The sequence below is a fragment of the Neoroseomonas eburnea genome, from assembly GCF_018129005.1.
Lineage (GTDB): Bacteria > Pseudomonadota > Alphaproteobacteria > Acetobacterales > Acetobacteraceae > Neoroseomonas > Neoroseomonas eburnea.
This window is the reverse complement of sequence record NZ_JAAEDL010000006.1, coordinates 66,381-84,465: the sequence shown is the minus strand read 5'-3', so window position 1 is coordinate 84,465 and position 18,085 is coordinate 66,381. Positions and strand designations below refer to the sequence as shown.

Genomic DNA, 18,085 nt, shown 5'->3' with positions numbered 1-18,085 from the left:
GTGGCACGGCGCGGACGCCGCGCCTAGGCGCGGTCCCATTCCTCGCCTGCGACCTGCACGACGTGGCCAGGAGCGACCTCCCGATAGGTCCGCACGGGTGGCACGAAATCCGGCGCCCGGACGGGGCTGCGGATCTCGTCGTTGGACAGCCCGCGCCGCATGGCGCGGCGGGCCGGATCGGGCACCGGCACCGCGGCCATCAGGCGCTTCGTGTAGGGGTGCTGCGGCGCTTCGAAGATCGCCGCGCGCGGGCCGATCTCCACGACCTCGCCCATGTACATGACGGCGATCCGATGGCTGACGCGCTCCACCACCGCGATGTCGTGGGAGATGAAGAGATAGGCGAGACCGAGCTCGGCCTGGAGGTCGAGCATCAGGTTCAGCACCTGCGCCTTGATCGAGACGTCGAGTGCGGAAACCGCCTCATCCGCCACGATCAGCCGCGGCTCGAGAGCCAGCGCGCGCGCGATGCACAGGCGCTGGCGCTGGCCACCGGAGAATTCGTGCGGGTAGCGACTTGCCATGTCCGGGGACAGCCCGACCTTGCGCAGCAGCTCCGCCACGCGTTCGCGTGCCTCCGCCTTGCCGGCAAGTCCGTGCACGGTGATCGGCTCGGCAAGTGCGGCACCGACCGTGCGGCGCGGATTGAGGCTGGCGAAGGGGTCCTGGAAGATCATCTGCATGCGCCGCCGCATGGCGCGCAGCCCCGTGCGGCCGAGCGAGGCGATGTCCTTACCCTCGAACATGATCCGTCCCGCACTCGGCGGCACGAGACGGAGGATCGACCGACCCGTGGTTGATTTCCCGCAGCCGGACTCACCCACCAGCGCGAGCGTTTCTCCGGCGTGGAGCGAGAAGGAGACACTCTCCACCGCATGCACGCGGCCGGTCACGCGGGAGAGGATGCCGCCACGGATGTCGAAGCGCGTCACGAGGTTCGAGACTTCGAGCAAGGGGCGTTCCGCGGCGGCCACCGTATCCGGCACCTCGACGGGCTGGTCCGACCCACCGGTGACGATATCCACCACGGGAAAGCGCATCGGGCGCGCGCGGCCCGCCATCGAACCGAGTTCCGGCACCGCGGAGAGCAGCGCGCGTGTATAGGGCGCGCGTGGGGCGCGGAAGACCTCGGCGGTCGGGCCTTCCTCGACCGCGAGGCCCTTGTACATCACCACCGTGCGGTCGGCGATCTCCGCCACCACCCCCATGTCATGGGTGATGAAGAGGACCGACATCCCCTCCTCCTCCTGAAGCATCTTCACGAGTTCCAGGATCTGCGCCTGGATGGTGACGTCGAGCGCGGTGGTCGGCTCGTCCGCGATCAGCAGCTTCGGCTTGCAGGCCAGCGCCATGGCGATCATCACGCGCTGACGCATGCCGCCGGAGAAGCGATGCGGGTATTCGTGGAAGCGCGACCGCGCCGCCGGGATGCGCACGCGCTCGAACAGCCGCAGCGCCTCCGCCTCTGCTGCCGCCTGGTTCATGCCGCGGTGATAGACCAGCGCCTCGGCGACCTGGAAGCCGACCGTGAGCACCGGGTTCAGGCTCGTCATCGGTTCCTGGAAGATCATCGCGACGTCGTTGCCGCGCACCTGACGCATCTCCGCTTCGGGCAAGGCCAGCAGATCGCGGCCCTGCAGCAGGATGCGCCCCTCGACACGCGAATTCGCCGCCGGCAGCAGCCGCATGGTGGACAGCGCCGTGACGCTTTTGCCCGAGCCGGATTCGCCGACGATCGCAACCGTCTCGCGCGGGCCTACGTCGAAGGAGAGATTCTCCACCACCGGGCGCCACACCCCATCCACGCGGAAGGACGTGGTCAGGCCCTGGATGCTGAGGACAGGGGGGATCACTGCTCGCCCTTCAGCTTGGGGTCAACCGCGTCGCGCAGACCATCACCCAGCAGGTTGAGCGCGAAGACGACGACCAGGATCGCCGTGCCCGGCGCCAGCGCCAGCCAGTAGCTGTCGAGGATGTTCTCGAAGCCTTCCCGGATCATGCCGCCCCAGGTCGGCGTCGGCGGCTTGAGGCCGAGGCCGATGAAGGCAAGCGACGCCTCCGTGCGGATGGCGCTCGCCAGCCAGAGCGAGGACATGACGAGGATCTCGGCGAAGATATTGGGAAGGATGTGGAGGAACATGATGCGTGCATCGGAAAAGCCGAGAGCACGGCAGGCCTCGACGTATTCGCGCTCCTTCACCGAGATGGTCGGGGCGCGGGCGATGCGGGCAAAGGCCGGAATGGAGGTGAAGGCGATCGCCACGATGATGTTCGTCAACGTCGGCCCGAGCACCGCGACGATGATCAGGCCGAGGATCAGCGCCGGGAAGGCGAGCATGACGTCCATCGCCTGCATGACGATGACGTCGAAGCGCCCCCCATGCCATCCGGCGAGGATACCGATGGTCGATCCGATCAGCATGGCGGCCAAGGTCGACACCACGCCGATCAGCAGCGAGTAGCGTGCGCCATAGAGCAGGCGCGACAGGATGCAGCGCCCGAAATAGTCGGTGCCGAGCGGATAGGTCGAGGACGGCCCCTGCAGCTTGGAGAAGATGTCCTGCTCGATCGGATCGTTCGGCGCGATCCAGGGCGCGAGGATCGCCAGCGCCACCACCAGGATGAAGACGCCGAGGCCGAACCACGACGTCTTGTTCGCGTTGAAGGCGCGGATCGTCGCGGCGATCGCCGCATTGCGCGGCCGGGCGGTGGCGCTCATTTCAGCTTCACCCGAGGATCCGCCGCCCCATAGGCAAGGTCGGTCAGGAGATTCACCACGATCACCACCAGCGTGTAGATCACCATCATGCCCTGCAGCATCGTGTAGTCGCGCTGGTTCAGCGCGCCCACGATCAGCTTGCCGAGGCCCGGGCGGTTGAAGACGATCTCGGTCAGCACGGAATTGCCGATCAGCACGCCGAGATAAAGCCCGACGATGGTGATGACCGGGATCAGCGCGTTGCGCAGCGCATGTCGCCACACCACGACCCGCCATGGCACGCCCTTGGCGCGGGCGGTGCGCACGAAGTCCTCCGACAGCACCTCCAGCATCGCCGAGCGCGTCACGCGCGTGATGTAGGCCGCCATGATCAGGCCGAGGTTGAAGGCCGGCAGCGCGAGGGCGCGCAGCCAGCCGCCGACGCCCTCCGCCTGTGCCGAGATCACCGGGAACCACCGGAGCTGGATGGCGAAGAGGATCAGCAGCAGGATGCCGGAGACAAAGGCCGGGAAGGACAGCCCCAGCAGAGAGGCAAGCCGCGTCACATAATCCGGGATGCGGTTGCGGTTCACAGCGGCCCAAACGCCAAGCGGAATGCCGATGATCGCGCCGATGAACAGCGACGCTACCGTCAGCTCGAGCGTCCAGGGAAGGACGTCCATCACCTCGACAAGCACGGGGCGGCCGGTCACGAGGGAAATGCCCCAGTCGCCGCGCAGCGCGCCGAACAGGAATTCCGCGTACTGCAGCACCAGCGGTCGATCGAGGCCGAGACGCACGCGCATGGCCGCAATGGCATCGGCCGTCGCCTGATCGCCAAGCACGACCTGCGCCGGATCACCGGGCACGACCCGGACGATGAAGAAGACGAGGGTCAGCACCGCCCAGAGCGTGATGACGGCGAAGCCGAGCCGCTTGACAATGAAGGCGCTCATGGCGGCGGAGCCTTGGACATGCGGCGGCCGGGGCCGAACTCGTCCCAGCCGGCCACGTTCAGCGGGTGAAGCGCGTGGTCTCGAGTAGCGGCGGCGCGAGGTTCAGCGAGGCGCGCAGCTCGTAGCCCAAATCCAGGTTCGTGCGGTAGGCCCAGAGCTGCATCTGCTCGTAGACCGGCACGGCGCAGACCTCGCGTACGATCTTCTCCTGCGCCGTCCGCCAGAGAGCGATGGCGCGCTCCCGGTTGGTCTCGCCGCGGGCCTGGTCGATCTCCGCATCAGCCACGCGGCAATGGGAGAAATTGGTCACCGCCGTCGGCGTACCGACGATCGAGCGCGAGTGGAAGAACTGCGTCAGGTAGACATCCGCCACCGGGAAGCGCGCCGCCTGGAAATGCACTACCTGGCTCAGGTTCTGCCGGATCTGCTGGTGGAAGGTGGCGTGCTCGACCGGCGTGATCTCCAGCGTGATGCCGGCGCGGCGGAGCTGCGCCTGCACGCCTTCCATCACGCTCATCATGCCGGGCAGTGTGGTGTGGATGGCGCGGATGGTGATGCCGTTGGGATGGCCGGCCTCGGCGAGCAGGGCACGTGCGCGCGCCGGGTCAGGCGGCAGCAGTGGCGCCGCCTCGTTGTGACCAAGGTAGCCCCGCGGCACCACTGAGAGCGCGGTGACGGAGGTGTTCGGCCCGCGCAACTGGACAATCTGGTCCCGGTTGATCGCATGCGCGATCGCCTGCCGTACGCGAATGTCGTTCAGCGGCGGCATGCTCATGTTGAGGTGGATCACCGACATCTCGGCCGGCTGCATCGCCACCACGCGGACATTCGGCAGTTGCTGCGTGCGCATGAACCAGGTTTGGTCCTGGCGGCCGTAGATCATGTCAAGCTCGCCCGACTGGAAGGCGAGGTCACGCGCCGCGTCGGAGGGAATGAAGCGGTACATCACCTCCCGGATCTGGGGCCGGCCGCGGAAATACTGGTCGTTGGCGACCAGGCGGCCATACTGCTGCGGCACGTACTCCGCGAAGGCGAATGGCCCGGTGCCGATCGGACGGCGGCGGAAGCCCTCATTGCCCATCTGCTCCACGGCAGCCTTGCAGACCTGGAAGCCGCCCGCGTAGTTCATCACCGCGCCGAGCAGGCTCGGGATGGTGTTCTTCAGGGTGATGCGGACGGTGTAGCGATCGACCGCCTCCACGCGGTCGAAGGCGACGTAGTCGGAGGAGAAGGTCGAGGTGTCGCGCGTCGCCGCGCGGTTCAGCGAGAACACAGCGTCTTCCGCGGTGAACTCGCCGAAGCCGCCATGGCACTGCACGCCACGGCGCAGATGGAAGGTCCAGGTCTTGCCGTCCTGCGAGGATTCCCACCGCTCGGCGAGGTCAGGCTCCATGAACTCCGGCGACAGCTCGCCGGGCTTGATGCGCACCAGGCCGTTGAACATCCACTGCAGGAAGCCGCGACCCGGCGTGGAGGAATTGAGGTGGGGATCGAGCACGCCCGCATCCGCCGAGGCGATGCCGACCCTCAGCGTCGTCTGCTGCGCCGATGCGCCTGCCGGCAAACCCAGAACGAGCGCGCCACCGAGGGCGGCCGCGGCCACGAAACGCTTGATCATTCTGCCTCTCCTGCGTGGATGGCGCGCCATCGCTCCTGGCCCGCCACGCCGGAAGAAATACTTTCACGCGCCCCACGACGACGCAAGCGTGACGCGCAGTCGGGATCAGCCGGAACCGGACGTGAAGCGTCCGATGCGGAACGGTTCGAGAGGAACATCGGTGCGGCCGTCGAGCACGAGCTCCGCCATGATCGCGCCGATGGCGGGTCCGAGCTGGAAGCCGTGGCCCGAGAAGCCGAAGGCGTGGAACAGGCCCGGCGTCGTGCCGCTCGGACCGATCACCGGAATGCGGTCCGGCATCTGCCCGTCGATGCCGCTCCAGGAGCGGATCACCTGCGTGCCGGCGAGCGCAGGCACGAGTTCCACGGCGAGCTGCATCGCCTCCATCGTCACCTCGGGCAGCGGCCGCGTCCACGGCAAGGATGGGTCGCATTCGGCATGCCCGCCGCCGAGGATGATGTTCCCGCGCGGAATCTGGCGCAGATAGACATTGCCGCCGACGACGCCGATGTTTGGCTCGATGAAGTAGCGCACCGGCTCCGTCACCATCATGTTCGGTGCGAGCGGCGCGACCGGCACCGGCTCGCCGAAGGCGGCAGCGACGGCCCCCCCCCAGTAGCCGGACATGTTGAGCAGCAGCGGCGCGGAGAATGCTTCGCCGGATTTGGTGCGGAGCGTGAAACGCGCGCCGTCGTGGTGGTGCGCAACCACCTCGGCGTGCTCACGGATCACCGCACCCGCGGCGCGCGCGGCATTGGCCAGCGCGGGCGCAAGGAGCCGCGGATTGGCCGCGCCGTCCTCCGGCGCGAATGAGCCGGCGAGCACCTTCGGTCCAAGCCAGGGATACTCCCGATGGATCGCGTTGCGCCCCACCATGCGCAGCGGCAGCCCGTGCTCCTTCGCGATATCGAGGTAGGCGACGAGATCCGCTTCCTCCCGCTCATCACGCGCGAGCTTCAGATGGCCGGTGACGGTGAACTCCGCATCCGTGCCGACCAGGCCCTTCAGCCGGCCCCAGATCTCCCGCGAACGCCGCGCGATCGGCAGTTCCGCCGGGTGCCGGCCCTGTTGCCGCACGCCGCCATAATTGACGCCGGAGGCCTGCCCGCCGACCAGGCCGCGCTCCAGCAACACCACCCGCGCGCGGCGTTGCGCAAGGTGCAGCGCGGCGGAACAGCCCGCGCCACCGCCGCCCTGGATCAGTACGTCGCACTCTGTGGTCATGGCGCGTTCACCGCGGCGGGTATCGGAATGGGCTTGACCGGCGGCTGACCGCGCAGGCGACCGATCTCGGCGACATCGCAGCCGAGCTCGGCTGCGAGCACCTCGGCGGCGGCCGCGCCGCAGACGCGCCCCTGGCAGCGGCCCATGCCGACACGCGTGAAGGCCTTGGCGCGGTTCATCTCCGGTGCCGGGCCGGTGGCGGCATCCGCACGCGCCGCAGCGCGCAGCTCGCCCACGCGCAGACCCTCGCAGCGGCAGAGGATAACATCGTCGGCGAGCGCGCGGGCGAGCGCAGCCGGGAACGGAAAGGCACGCTCCAGCGCCGCGCGGAACCGCGCCTGACCGGCGAGCCTGCCCTCCAGCCGCGCGGCCTCCGCCGCATCCACCCGGTGCCCGGCATCCTCCAGGAGCGCCAGGGCCGCGCGTGTCCCGGCGAGCTCGGCGACTTCCGCGCCACCGATCCCGGCGCCGTCCCCGGCGAGGTAGATGCCCGCGACCGGCGTCCTGCCGGCCCCGTCCCGCACGGGCACCCAGTTTTGCTGCAGCCGATCATGGCGGAACGGCACGCCGGCCAGGTCGGCGAGCTGCGCCTCGGGCCTCAGCCCCCAGCCGATGCCGACGGCGTCGCAGACCTCGCGGCAATCCCTTCCCGCCGCGTCGCGCCATGTCACGGCCGTGATGCCATTCGCATCGCCTTGGATCTCCAGCGGCGTGATCCCTTCCGCGATCCGGATGCCGCGGCGCCGAAGCCAGGCGATGAAATAGAGTCCCTTGGCGAAGGTCGCGCCGCCGCGCAGCAGACCAGGCACCGCAGCAACCTTAGTCGCGAAGCTCGTGGTATCGAGCACGGCAGCCACATCGGCCCCCGCCTTCGCATACTGGTACGCGACCAGCCACAGCAGCGGCCCGGTACCCAGGAACACCACGCGGCGCCCAATGCCGCAGCCCTGTGCCTTCAACGCGATCTGCGCGGCCCCCAGCGTCGTCACGCCAGGCAGCGTCCATCCCCGCACGGGGATGACGCGGTCCATGGCGCCGGTGCAGAGGATGGCGGCGTCGTAGCTGATCCTCTCCTGTCTCCCGCGGTGCAGGACGTGCAATTCGCGCGCGCCGGGCCGGATGTGCCAGACGAAGGTCTCCGGCCGCCATTCGCTGCGCGGCTTCAGCGCATCGAGCGTCGCGTGCAGCGCCTCCGCCCGCTTCGCCTCGAAGCCGTAGAGCGTGCGCGCATCCCGCTCGAGGCCGGGCGGCGGTCGCTGATAGATCCGCCCGCCCCCATCGGGCGCCTCGTCGACCCAGATGGGCGAGAGGCCCGCCGCCACCAGCTTCTCCGCGGCGCGCACCCCGGCGGGGCCGGCACCGACCACCACGACCCTCATCCGCGCCGGACCTCCATGCCCTCCAGCGCGAGCGTCGCGCAGGCACGCACGCGGCCCATGCCTTCGACGAACACCCAGCAATCCTGGCAGGCACCCATCAGGCAGAAGCCGGCGCGCGGGCCATCGCCGAACTCGCTGACCCGCAGATGCCCCGCCTCCGCGGCGAGCAGCGCCGTCAGCAGCGTATCGCCCTGCTGTGCCTCGATCGGCGCGCCTTCCAGCGTCAGGGAGATGCGCGGACGGGACGCATCGCGCAGGCGAACCAGCTTCACAGCGTATCCTCGTGCCGGCAATTGACCAGCAGCTCCGCCACCGTCGCGGTGTTGGGAAGGCGCAGCACCGCCTCGATCAGCGCGGCAATGTCCTCGGGACGCGACATGCTGCCGCGCGAGACCTTGGTCACATGGGCCGTCATGTCCGTGTCCACGAAACCGGGGCAGACGGCGGTGGCGCGGACGCCGTGCTCCCAGCCCAGCCGGCGGACCTCCTGCGTCAGCGCCATGACGGCAAACTTGCTCATGGCATAGGCGAGGTTGTCGTTGCGCACGCGCTTGCCCGAAAGGGAGGAGATGTTGACCACCCTCCCCTCCCCGCCTGCGACGAGGTGCGGCCAGGCGGCGCGGATCACACGCATCGGTCCCTTGGCGTTGACCGTCCACGTCGCGTCGAAGGCCGTCTCGTCGGAATCGAGCAGCGTGCCGCGCGTGTTGATGCCTGCGGCGTTCACCAGGGCGTCGATCCGGCCGTGTCGTGCCAGGGTCTGGGCGACCCAGGCTTCGGCGCTGCCCGCGGTCGCAGCATCGAAGGCATGGCCGACCAGACGGTCGTGCGGCGCGAGACGCGCCGGATCGCGCACGCCGGCGCTGACAGCGTAGCCGGCGGCCAACAGGCGCTCGGTCACGGCTCGCCCGATACCGCGCGTGGCGCCGGAGACCATGGCCACACGGCCGGTCGGATCCATCATCGACGCAGTCCTCCTGATGCCATCATGGCGCGAGTTCCGCCGCGCGATGACAGGCGAGCTGGCGCGCGGGAGCGCCGGGCATGGGCGCCAGCGGCGGGGTACCTTCCGCGCAGCGCGGCTGCGCCATCGCGCAGCGCGTGCGAAAGACGCAACCCGAGGGCGGCGCGGCGATGCTCGGCACTTCGCCCACCAACGGATTCGCCGCTCCTCCGCGATGCCGCAGGGACGGCGTCGCGGCCAGCAGCGCGCGCGTGTAGGGATGCGCCGGCGCGCGAAACAGCTCGGCCGCCGGCCCCTGCTCCATGACATGGCCGAGATACATCACCACCACGCGGTCGCACAGGTGACGCACCACGTGCAGATCGTGGCTGATGAAGAGCAGGGCAAGGCCGAGTTCAGCCCGCAGATCCGCCAGCAGGTTCACCACCTGCGCCTGGATGGAGACGTCCAGCGCGGAGACGGGCTCGTCCGCCACGATGAAGTCGGGCTGCGTCGCGAGAGCGCGCGCGACCGCGATGCGCTGCCGCTGCCCACCGGAGAATTCATGCGGCAGCCGCCGCGCATGATCCGGGTCGAGACCGACCTGGCGCAGCAGCGCCGCCACCTTCTCGCGCGCCTCTCCGCCTCGCGCGAGGCCGTGGATCACCATGCCGTCCGCGATCTGCGCCCCCACCGTGCGACGCGGATCGAGACTGCCGTAGGGATCCTGGAAGACCATCTGCATGCGCCGTCGCAGCACGCGCAGGCGCGACGCCGTCTGCTGCGCGAGGTCCTCGCCCTCGAACAGCACCCGCCCATCGGTCGGCGGCATGAGACGCAGCAGGACGCGGCCGAGCGTACTCTTGCCGCAACCGGATTCGCCGACGACGCCCAGCGCCTCCCCCCGATGGACGGCGACATCCACACCGCGCAGCGCCATCACCGGCACGCCGCGGCCGAACAGCCCCGCGCGCCGCCGGAAGGCGCGCGTCAGCCCCTCGCCCCGGACCAGCGGTTCGCGCGCGGCGCTCATGCCATCTCCTTCCAGCGCAGGCAGCGCGTGGCTCGGCCCGGCGCGATCTCCGCCAGCGCGGGCGAGGTCGCGCCGCAGGCTTCCATCGCCATCGCGCAGCGCGGCGCGAAGCGGCAGCCCGCCGGCATGGCCCATGGCTGCGGCACGGCACCTGGAATGGCGGTCAGGCGGTCCGCCTCTCCTTCCGGCATGCTGGCGATGAGCGCGGCGGTATAGGGATGGCGCGGCGCCGCGAAGAGCTCGGCGACCGGGCCCTCCTCCACCACCTCGCCCGCATACATCACCACCGCGCGGTCGGCGATGTCGGCGACCACGGCCAGGTTGTGCGTGACGAAAACCATGCCCATCACGCCCTCGGCACGCTTCAGCGCGGCCAGCAGCGCGAGGATCTGCGCCTGCACCGTGACGTCGAGTGCCGTTGTCGGCTCGTCCGCCAGCAGCAGGCGTGGGTGGTTGGCGATGGCTGCGGCGATCATCACGCGCTGGCGCTGGCCGCCCGAGACCTCATGCGGATAGGCCATGGCCTGCCGCTCCGGGTCGGGCAGGCCGACCTGGCGCAGCAGCGCGACGACGCGGCCCTTCACGCCTTCCGCCACGCCATGCGCGCGCAGGCTCTCGGCGACCTGCACGCCGATGCGGACGAGAGGGTTCAGGCTGCTCGACGGATCCTGGAAGATCATGGACAGGTCGCGGCCGCGCAGCCGCCGCATCTCGCGCTCCGGCAGACGAAGCAGGTCGCGCACGGAGCCGTCCCGCCCGGTGAAGAGGATGCGACCGGCGACCGGCGTGACCGCCGGCGGCAGCAGGCCCATGATCGCAAGCCCGGTGAGCGTCTTGCCGGAGCCGCTTTCGCCCACGATGGCGAGCGTCTCCCCTGGAGCCAGGCTGAAGCCGACATCGCGCACCACCTGTACCGGACCGGCGGGGCCTGGCACCTGCAACGTCAGCCCTTCCACCGCCAGCAGGCCAGGGACCGATGCGCCCGGCGCCGCTGCGGCAGGCAGCGCCAGGACGCGACGCAGGAAGCCAGGGCGTCCCGCTGCTCGGCCGCGCGGATCCAGCGCATCGCGCAGCCGGTCGCACAGCAGGTTCAGCAGCAGCACCGTCAGCGTCAGGGCGAGGCACGGCCAGGCCAGCAGCAGCGGCGCCTGCTCCATGGTGGCGCGCGCGCCGCGGATCATCAGCCCCCAGGAAGGCGAAGGCGGCACCACGCCGAGGCCGAGGAAGGAGAGGCCGCTCTCCAGCACCATCGCCGAGGCGACAGTCAGCGAGAACTGCACGATCAGCGGCGCCGCGATGTTGGGCAGCAGGGTGCGGACGAGGATGCGCCCGGTGGGCGCGCCAAGCGCCTCCTGCGCCGTGACGTAGTCGAGCGCGCGGGCGGAGAGCGTCTCCCCATAGGCAACGCGCGCGAAGCCGGGCGCGAAAAGGATCGACAGCGAGAAGATCAGCGTGCCCGCGCCCGGCCCGAGCAGCGTCACCACGAGCAGCGCGAGCAGCAGCGGCGGGAAGCACAGCACGATCTCGGCCACGCGCACGGTGGCGAGCTCGACCACGCCGCGGAAATACCCGCCGAGGATGCCGAGCAGCGTTCCGATCACCGCGGCGACCGCCGTCGCCGCGAAGGCGACCGAGAGCGAGACCCGCGCACCCCAGAGGATGCGGGAGAGCACGTCGCGCCCGTATTCGTCCTGCCCCAGCCAATGCGCGGCCGACGGCCCTGCCAGCCGGTTGGCGACGTCCTGTCGCACAGGGTCAGCCAGAGGCAGCAGCGGCACCGCCACCGCGACCAGCAGGATGGCCAGCGAGATCAGACCCGGGACCGCCAGGGCGCGCAGCCCGATCCGCCGCATCAGCCGTGCCTGACACGCGGGTCGATCACCGCGTAGAGCATGTCGACCACGAAGTTCAGCAGGACGAAGAGGGACGAGATCACGAGCACGATGCCCATCACCTCCGGGTAGTCGCGCGCCTCGACCGCCCGCACCAGATAGCCCGAAAGACCGGGCCAGTTGAACACGAACTCCACAAGGACCGTGCCGCCGAGCAGCGTGCCGAGGTGGAGCGCGACGACGGTGACCACCGGCGTCAGCGCATTGCGCACCACATGGCGGCGGATGATGGCGGCCGGCGAGACGCCGCGCGCCTGCGCTGCCCGCACATGCTCCCGCTCAAGCACTTCGAGGACCGAACTCCGCATCACGCGGAACACCACGGCGCCGAGGCCGAAGGCTATGGTGCCGGCGGGCACCAGCAGCAGCGCGACGTGCCGCACGGGATCCCGCGCGAAGGGGACGTATCCTCCGGCGGAGACCAGCCTGAGCTCCTGTGCCAGGACCAGGATCGCGAGCGTGCCGACGACGAAGACCGGCACGGAGAGGGCGAAGCTCGCCCAGGCCGAAAGCGCGCGATCGAGCGGCCCGCCCGCACGCAGTGCGGCGACCATGCCGAGCGGCACGCCGAAGGCCACCGAGATCGCCCCGGCCATGCCCACGAGTTCGAGCGTGCGCGGCAGACGAAGCGCGATCTCGTCGGCGATCGGATGCTCATCCTGCAGGGAGAGGCCGAAATCCCCCTTCAGCAACCCGCCCATATAGGCGACGTACTGGGTCCAGAGCGGCTGGTTCAGGCCCAGCCGCTCGCGCAGCTCCTCGACCGCGGCCGGGTCCGGCGCGATGCCGCCCTGGGACAGCAGCAGCTCCGCCGGATCGCCCGGGATCAGGTGGATCACCAGGAAGACCAGCGACGCGACCACCCAGACCAGTGCTACCGAGACCGCGAGGCGGCGAGCGGCATAGGCCAGCACGTAGTCAGGCCACGTCGGTGGTTTCGAAGGTCAGGCCCGAATAGAAGGTCAGGGCACCCGGCAGGTTGCGGAATCCCGTCACCTGTCGCCGCATGGCGTAGCCCTGGCTGCGCCAGGTCAGGCCGACCATCGGCGCCTGCTCGATCGCCACGCCTTCCATCTGCCGATAGATGTCGCGGCGCTTCGCCTGGTCGAACTCGGCGCGCCCGGCGGCCAGGAGCTCGGTGATTCGGTCGATCTTCAACCCGTAGCTGCGCACATAGGACGGCGCGAGCGAACCGTCGACGAAGTTGGCGATGCCGTCCGGATCGTTGCTGTCCGCCGCCGTGCCCATCACCGCCATCTCGTATTGGCCGCGGTTGCCGATCGCCACGCGCGTCGCCCAGTCGGGAAGGTTCAGCTCGGCGCGGATGCCGACGGCGGCAAGGTGCTGCTGCACCACCTCGGCCGTGTCCTTGTGCATGCCGTACTGCGCCGTGGAGAGCAGCGAGCAGGACAGGCCATTGGCATGCCCGGCCTCGGCCAGGAGGCGCTTGGAAAGGTCGGGATCATACTTCCAGCCTTCCCTGTACTCCGGATTGTAGAAGGGGCTCGATTCCGCGATCGGCAGCTGCATGAGCGGCGAGCCACGCCCGAAGAAGGCGGCGCGCACCAGCTCGTCGCGCTTGATGGCGTGCGCGACGGCCCTGCGCACCCTTGCATCGTTGAAGGGCGGCCGGCTGCCGTTGAACACCAGGAACATGAAGGCGCCGTCCACCGTGTCCAGCTTGAGCGACTGGTCGGCGGCGATCGCGTCCATCGCCTGCCACGGCACGTATTCGATCAGGTCCACGTCACCCGAACGCAAGGCGGCGACGCGCAGATTCTCGTCGGCATAGGCGACGGCACGGATTCCCTTGAGCTTGGGCAGGCCGGCACGGTGGAAGCCGGAGAAGGGTTCGAGCTCCAGCGACACGCCGCGCTCCTGCGCCTTCAGCATGAAGGGGCCCGCGCCGACGAAGCTGCCGCGCGGCGAGTTCCGCGAGATGATCGGCAGGTGGTAGGACGCCATCCAGACCGGCAGCGTCGCGACCGGGTTCTTCATGATGATGCGCACCGTGCGGTCGTCGGGCGTCTCCACCCGTTCGACGCCCTGCATCTCGGCGCGGAAATAGGCGGTCGAGCGTTCACCGGCGATCTGCTCGATGGTCCATTTCACGTCGGCGGAGGTGACCTTCTCGCCGTTCTGGAAGCGGGCGTCACGCAGCCTGAACTCCCAGCCGGTAGCCCCGACACGGTCCCAGGAATCCGCGAGCTCGCCGCGCAGCGAGCCGTCCGGTGCATAGGAGGTGAGGCCGCGATAGATCATCAGCTTGACCGTCGCGGCCGCCGTGCCGGTGTTTGCCCAGGGCTGGATGCTCGGCGGGAAACTTGAAAGGCCGAAGGTCAGCATGCCGGGCGTTGCCGCGCGCGCGCCGGGGACACGGAGGAAAGGCAGCATCGCCGAGGCGGCGGCGCCGGCCAGCACGGCGCGACGGGAGGCGGACGGACCCATGCGAACTTCTCCTTCTCGTTGCCCAGACGTGACCCTGTTTCAGGCAGTATAGCCGTAGACTTCGCGCGCGGTGCCCTCGCCGATGACGCCTTCGGCCAGGTCGCGCGCCACGGCGGCGCGGTCGCGCTTCTCCGGCGGGCCGTAGCCGCCGGCGCCGGGGCTGACCACGGCGAACCACTGGCCCGCCTTCAGCACGGCATTGTCCTTGTCGAACACCACGCCGGGCCCGCATTCGACCGCGCCGTGGCCCCCGGCGCCGCCGCCAAGCAGCCCCCAGGAACGGGAGGACAGTCGGGAGACATCGACGCGCACCCGGCAGTCCTGGTCCGCCCGATAGACGCGGCGCAGCCCCATCCCGCCGCGATACGTGCCGACGCCGCCGGATTCCTCCACCAGCTCGTATCGCAGAAGGGTCAGCGGGTACTCGGTCTCGAGCGCCTCGACCGGCAGGTTGGAGGTGTTGGTGACATGCACATGCACGCCGTCCAGCCCGTCCTTCGTCGCGCGCGCGCCGCCGCCGCCGCCCATCGTCTCGAGATAGACCCAGATCGCGCCGTCCTCCGGCCGCTGCCCGATGAAGGTCGCGACGGTGCAGACCGAATTGGAGCAGGCCGTCACGCGATCCGGCACCGCCTGCGCGAGGGCACCGATGATCAGGTCGGAGACGCGCTGGCAGGTCTGCACGCGACCGTTCACGGCGGCCGGATGCACGCAGTTCAGCACCGAGCCCTCCCGTGCCGTGACCGTCAACGGCCGCGCCAGCCCGGCGTTCGGCAGGATGGTCGGATCCACCACCGACTTCACGACGTAGTAGGCAGTGGCCGCAAGCGCGGTCCAGGTCATGTTCAGCCCGGCCCGCAGCTGGTCCGGCGCGTCGAAATGCAGCGACATGGTGTCGCCCTGCACCGTGACCCGCACCTTCAGCGGAAGTTGCTGCGTGACCTCGGTGCTCTCGAACACGTCCTCGAAGGTCCAGCTGCCGTCCGGGATGGCGGCGATGCCTGCGCGCATCTTGCGTTCGGCATAATCGAGCAGCGCGGCGCCGGCGGCCATCACCACCGCCGTGCCGTACTTCGCGCACAGCGCCTGGAAGCGCTGCACGCCGACGCGGTTGGCCGCCATCTGCGCGCGCAGGTCGGAAAGACGCTCGCGGGGCACCTGGCAGTTCAGCAGGATCAGGTCGAGCACGTCCTTCTGCAGCTCGCCGGCGCGATAGAGGCGCACGGGCGGGATGCGCAGGCCCTCCTGGTAGATATGCGCGTGGCCGCGATCGGCGAAGTCCGAATGGTGCGCGAGATTCACCGTCCAGGCGGCGATCCGACCGTCGACGAAGATCGGCTCGGCCAGCACGATGTCGGGCAGGTGCGTGCCGCCGCCTTCATAGGCGTCGTTGCCGACGAAGACGTCGCCCGGCCTCATGTCCTCGACGCGGTGCAGCTTCAGGATATGCGGCACGATGCCGATGAAGCTGCCGAGGTGGATCGGGATGTGCTCGGCCTGGCAGAGCGTGTTTCCCGCCGTGTCGAACAGCGCGGTGGAACAGTCCCGCCGTTCCTTGATGTTGGTCGAGTAGGAGGCGCGGATCAGCGCCTCGCCGGTTTCCTCGACGATGGAGGAGAGAGCCGCGCCGATCACCTCGACGGTGATCGGGTCGAGCACGGGCGCGTGCGTCGCGGGCGCGTCGTTCATGCCGCCACCTCGAGGATCAGGTTGAGGTACGAATCCACCCGGGCATGCATGCCCGGCAGCACGACCGTGGTGGTGTCCATCTGCTCGACGATGGCGGGCCCTGTGAAGGCGTTGCCCGGAGCAAGCTTGTCGCGGCCGTAGATCGGCGTGCGGACGAAGGCGCCCGCCTCGGGAAACCACACCTCGCGTTCGCCGATGACGGCGCCGGAGGCGTCGGGGCCGGCATCCGGGTAGGATTTCAGCTCCGCCTTGCGGACGCGGCCGGTGGCCTCCAGGCGCAGCGTGACGAGCTGCACAGGCTCGCCCTCCGCGACGAAGCCGTAGCGCTGCCTGTGGGCGTCGGCGAAGCCCTCCGCGAGCGCCGAGATGGTCGCGGCCGTCACCGGCCCGTCGGGCAGCGGCACCGCGAGTTCGTAGTTCTGTCCCGCGTAGCGCATGTCGGCGGTGCGGGTCAGGTGGCGGTCGGCCGCCGCAATATGCTCCTGCGCGAACCATTCGGCGGCACGCGACGCCAGGCCGTCGAAGGCTGCCGCGACCTCGCCGACCGAGTCGGCCGTCGCCGGCAGCAGCTTGGTCGCCGCGAAATCGGCGCGCAGATCGGTCAGCAGCAGCCCCATGGCGCAGAGGATGCCGGGATAGGGCGGCACCAGCACGCGCCTCATGTCGAGCTCGCGCGCCAGCCGCGCCGCATGCAGCGGGCCGGCGCCTCCGAAGGCCATCAGCGTGTAGTCGCGCGGGTCATGGCCGCGCTGCACCGAAATCACGCGGATGGCGCGGGCCATGTTCGCGGTGACGACGGAGATGATGCCCTGCGCCGTCTCCATCACGCCGAGGCCGAGCTGCTGCGCGAGACGCCCGATGGCGTGCTTCGCCAGGTCCTGCCGGACCTTCATGCGGCCGCCCAGCAGGTATTCCGGGTTCAAGGTCTGCAGCACGACGTTCGCATCGGTCGTCGCCGGCTCCGCATTGCCGCGGTCGTAGCAGACCGGTCCGGGATCGGCGCCGCAGCTCCGCGGACCGACCTTCAGCAGCCCGCCGCCGTCGATGTATGCGATCGACCCGCCGCCGGCGCCGACCGTGTGGATGTCGAGCATCGGCGCCTTGATCGGATAGCCATGCACCATGGCCTCCGAGGTCAGCTTGCAATACCCGCCATTGAGCAGCGCCACATCGGTGGAGGTGCCGCCCATGTCGAAGGTGATCAGGTCCTCGAAGCCCGCCACGGCGCCGATCGCCTGGGCGCCGACGACGCCGGTCGATGGCCCGGACAGCACCGCGCGCACCGGCATCTCGGCCGCCGTGCCGAAGCCGATGACGCCGCCGTTCGACTGCGTCAGGTGCGGCGTCGCGGTCATGCCGAGGTCGCGCAGCCGCGGCGTCAGCCGCTCGATGTAGTTGCGCATCACCGGGCCGAGATAGGCGTTCAGCACCACGGTCGAGAGCCGCTCGAACTCGCGGAATTCCGGCGCGATCTCGTGGCCGGCGCTGATGAAGACGTCGGGCATCTCCTCGCGCAGGATCTCGACGGCCCGCTTCTCGTGCTCGGAGCGGATGAAGCCGTAGAGGAAGGAGACGGCGATCGCCTTCACCCCCGCCTCCTTCAGCGCCTTCGCCGCGGCGCGCATGCGCGCCTCATCCAGCGGCAGGTCGATGCGGCCGTCATGGCGCACGCGTTCCGGCACTTCCTGGCGCAGATCACGGGAGACCAGCGTCGGCGGCTTGTCCGCCTGCATGTCATAGAGGTCGGGGCGCTTCTGCCGGCCGATCTCGAGCAGGTCGCGGAAGCCGTCCGTGGTGACGAGACCCGTCCTCACGCCGCGATGCTGGATCAGCGCGTTGGTCGCCACCGTGGTGCCATGGCCGAAATACGCAACCGGCGCTCCAGGCTGCGCGGCGTCCGGCGCCACGCGGCGCATGCCTTCCTCGACGCCCTGCGCGATGCCGCGGGAAGGATCGTCCGGCGTGGAAGAGACCTTCCACACTTCCACCCGGCCTTCCTCCTCGTCGAACAGGCAGACGTCGGTGAAGGTTCCACCGGAGTCCACGCCGACACGCCAACGGGCCATGCTGCTCGATCCCTTCGCGGAGAACGCCTCGTGGGGTGTGACTATCCGGTTGCATTCGGAAGACCGGCAAGCGCTAATTTCATCTGCCGACATGAATCGGTCGATTTTCTCGATCATCGAGAATTCAATGATCGATGGA

14 protein-coding genes are annotated in these 18,085 nt (G+C 69.6%); all 14 read right to left on the bottom strand.

What is annotated here, in order from left to right:
* Nucleotides 1-23: 23 nt before the first annotated feature.
* Nucleotides 24-1,853 carry an ABC transporter ATP-binding protein gene (locus GXW74_RS07930; RefSeq protein WP_211845944.1) on the bottom strand — a complete coding sequence of 610 codons (1,830 nt, stop codon included), beginning with the start codon at nucleotides 1,851-1,853 and terminating at the stop codon, nucleotides 24-26.
* Nucleotides 1,850-2,719, bottom strand: a complete 870-nt coding sequence (locus GXW74_RS07925) for an ABC transporter permease (protein ID WP_211845943.1) — start codon at nucleotides 2,717-2,719, stop codon at nucleotides 1,850-1,852. The genes GXW74_RS07930 and GXW74_RS07925 overlap by 4 nt, the downstream gene beginning before the upstream one ends.
* Nucleotides 2,716-3,654, bottom strand: coding sequence for an ABC transporter permease (locus tag GXW74_RS07920; RefSeq protein WP_211845942.1), 939 nt, complete (start codon nucleotides 3,652-3,654; stop codon nucleotides 2,716-2,718). Before GXW74_RS07920 ends, GXW74_RS07925 begins: the two co-directional genes overlap by 4 nt.
* 58 nt (nucleotides 3,655-3,712) lie before the next feature.
* Entirely contained in the window at nucleotides 3,713-5,272 is a 1,560-nt protein-coding gene (locus tag GXW74_RS07915; RefSeq protein WP_211845941.1) for an ABC transporter substrate-binding protein, read from the bottom strand.
* A 105-nt stretch (nucleotides 5,273-5,377) separates the two neighbouring features.
* The gene (locus GXW74_RS07910) at nucleotides 5,378-6,496 is read right to left on the bottom strand and encodes an NAD(P)/FAD-dependent oxidoreductase (RefSeq protein WP_211845940.1); all 1,119 of its coding nucleotides are present in this window, start codon (nucleotides 6,494-6,496) and stop codon (nucleotides 5,378-5,380) included.
* Entirely contained in the window at nucleotides 6,493-7,875 is a 1,383-nt protein-coding gene (locus GXW74_RS07905; protein WP_211845939.1) for an FAD-dependent oxidoreductase, read from the bottom strand. Before GXW74_RS07905 ends, GXW74_RS07910 begins: the two co-directional genes overlap by 4 nt.
* Nucleotides 7,872-8,147: a (2Fe-2S)-binding protein gene (locus GXW74_RS07900; protein ID WP_211845938.1), complete on the bottom strand. Its 276-nt coding sequence runs from the start codon at nucleotides 8,145-8,147 to the stop codon at nucleotides 7,872-7,874. The genes GXW74_RS07905 and GXW74_RS07900 overlap by 4 nt, the downstream gene beginning before the upstream one ends.
* Nucleotides 8,144-8,839: an SDR family NAD(P)-dependent oxidoreductase gene (locus GXW74_RS07895; protein ID WP_211845937.1), complete on the bottom strand. Its 696-nt coding sequence runs from the start codon at nucleotides 8,837-8,839 to the stop codon at nucleotides 8,144-8,146. The genes GXW74_RS07900 and GXW74_RS07895 overlap by 4 nt, the downstream gene beginning before the upstream one ends.
* A 22-nt stretch (nucleotides 8,840-8,861) precedes the next feature.
* Nucleotides 8,862-9,851, bottom strand: a complete 990-nt coding sequence (locus GXW74_RS07890) for an ABC transporter ATP-binding protein (protein WP_211845936.1) — start codon at nucleotides 9,849-9,851, stop codon at nucleotides 8,862-8,864.
* A complete protein-coding gene (locus tag GXW74_RS07885) occupies nucleotides 9,848-11,704 on the bottom strand; it encodes a dipeptide/oligopeptide/nickel ABC transporter permease/ATP-binding protein (RefSeq protein WP_211845935.1) in 1,857 nt (618 codons plus the stop codon). The genes GXW74_RS07890 and GXW74_RS07885 overlap by 4 nt, the downstream gene beginning before the upstream one ends.
* Nucleotides 11,704-12,657, bottom strand: a complete 954-nt coding sequence (locus GXW74_RS07880; RefSeq protein ID WP_338148179.1) for an ABC transporter permease — start codon at nucleotides 12,655-12,657, stop codon at nucleotides 11,704-11,706. Before GXW74_RS07880 ends, GXW74_RS07885 begins: the two co-directional genes overlap by 1 nt.
* 4 nt (nucleotides 12,658-12,661) lie before the next feature.
* On the bottom strand, nucleotides 12,662-14,191 hold the full coding sequence (locus GXW74_RS07875) for an ABC transporter substrate-binding protein (protein ID WP_211845934.1): 1,530 nt from the start codon (nucleotides 14,189-14,191) through the stop codon (nucleotides 12,662-12,664).
* Nucleotides 14,192-14,230: 39 nt separating this feature from the next.
* Entirely contained in the window at nucleotides 14,231-15,880 is a 1,650-nt protein-coding gene (locus GXW74_RS07870) for a hydantoinase B/oxoprolinase family protein (RefSeq protein ID WP_211845933.1), read from the bottom strand.
* The gene (locus GXW74_RS07865; protein ID WP_211845932.1) at nucleotides 15,877-17,946 is read right to left on the bottom strand and encodes a hydantoinase/oxoprolinase family protein; all 2,070 of its coding nucleotides are present in this window, start codon (nucleotides 17,944-17,946) and stop codon (nucleotides 15,877-15,879) included. Before GXW74_RS07865 ends, GXW74_RS07870 begins: the two co-directional genes overlap by 4 nt.
* Nucleotides 17,947-18,085 lie beyond the last annotated feature (139 nt).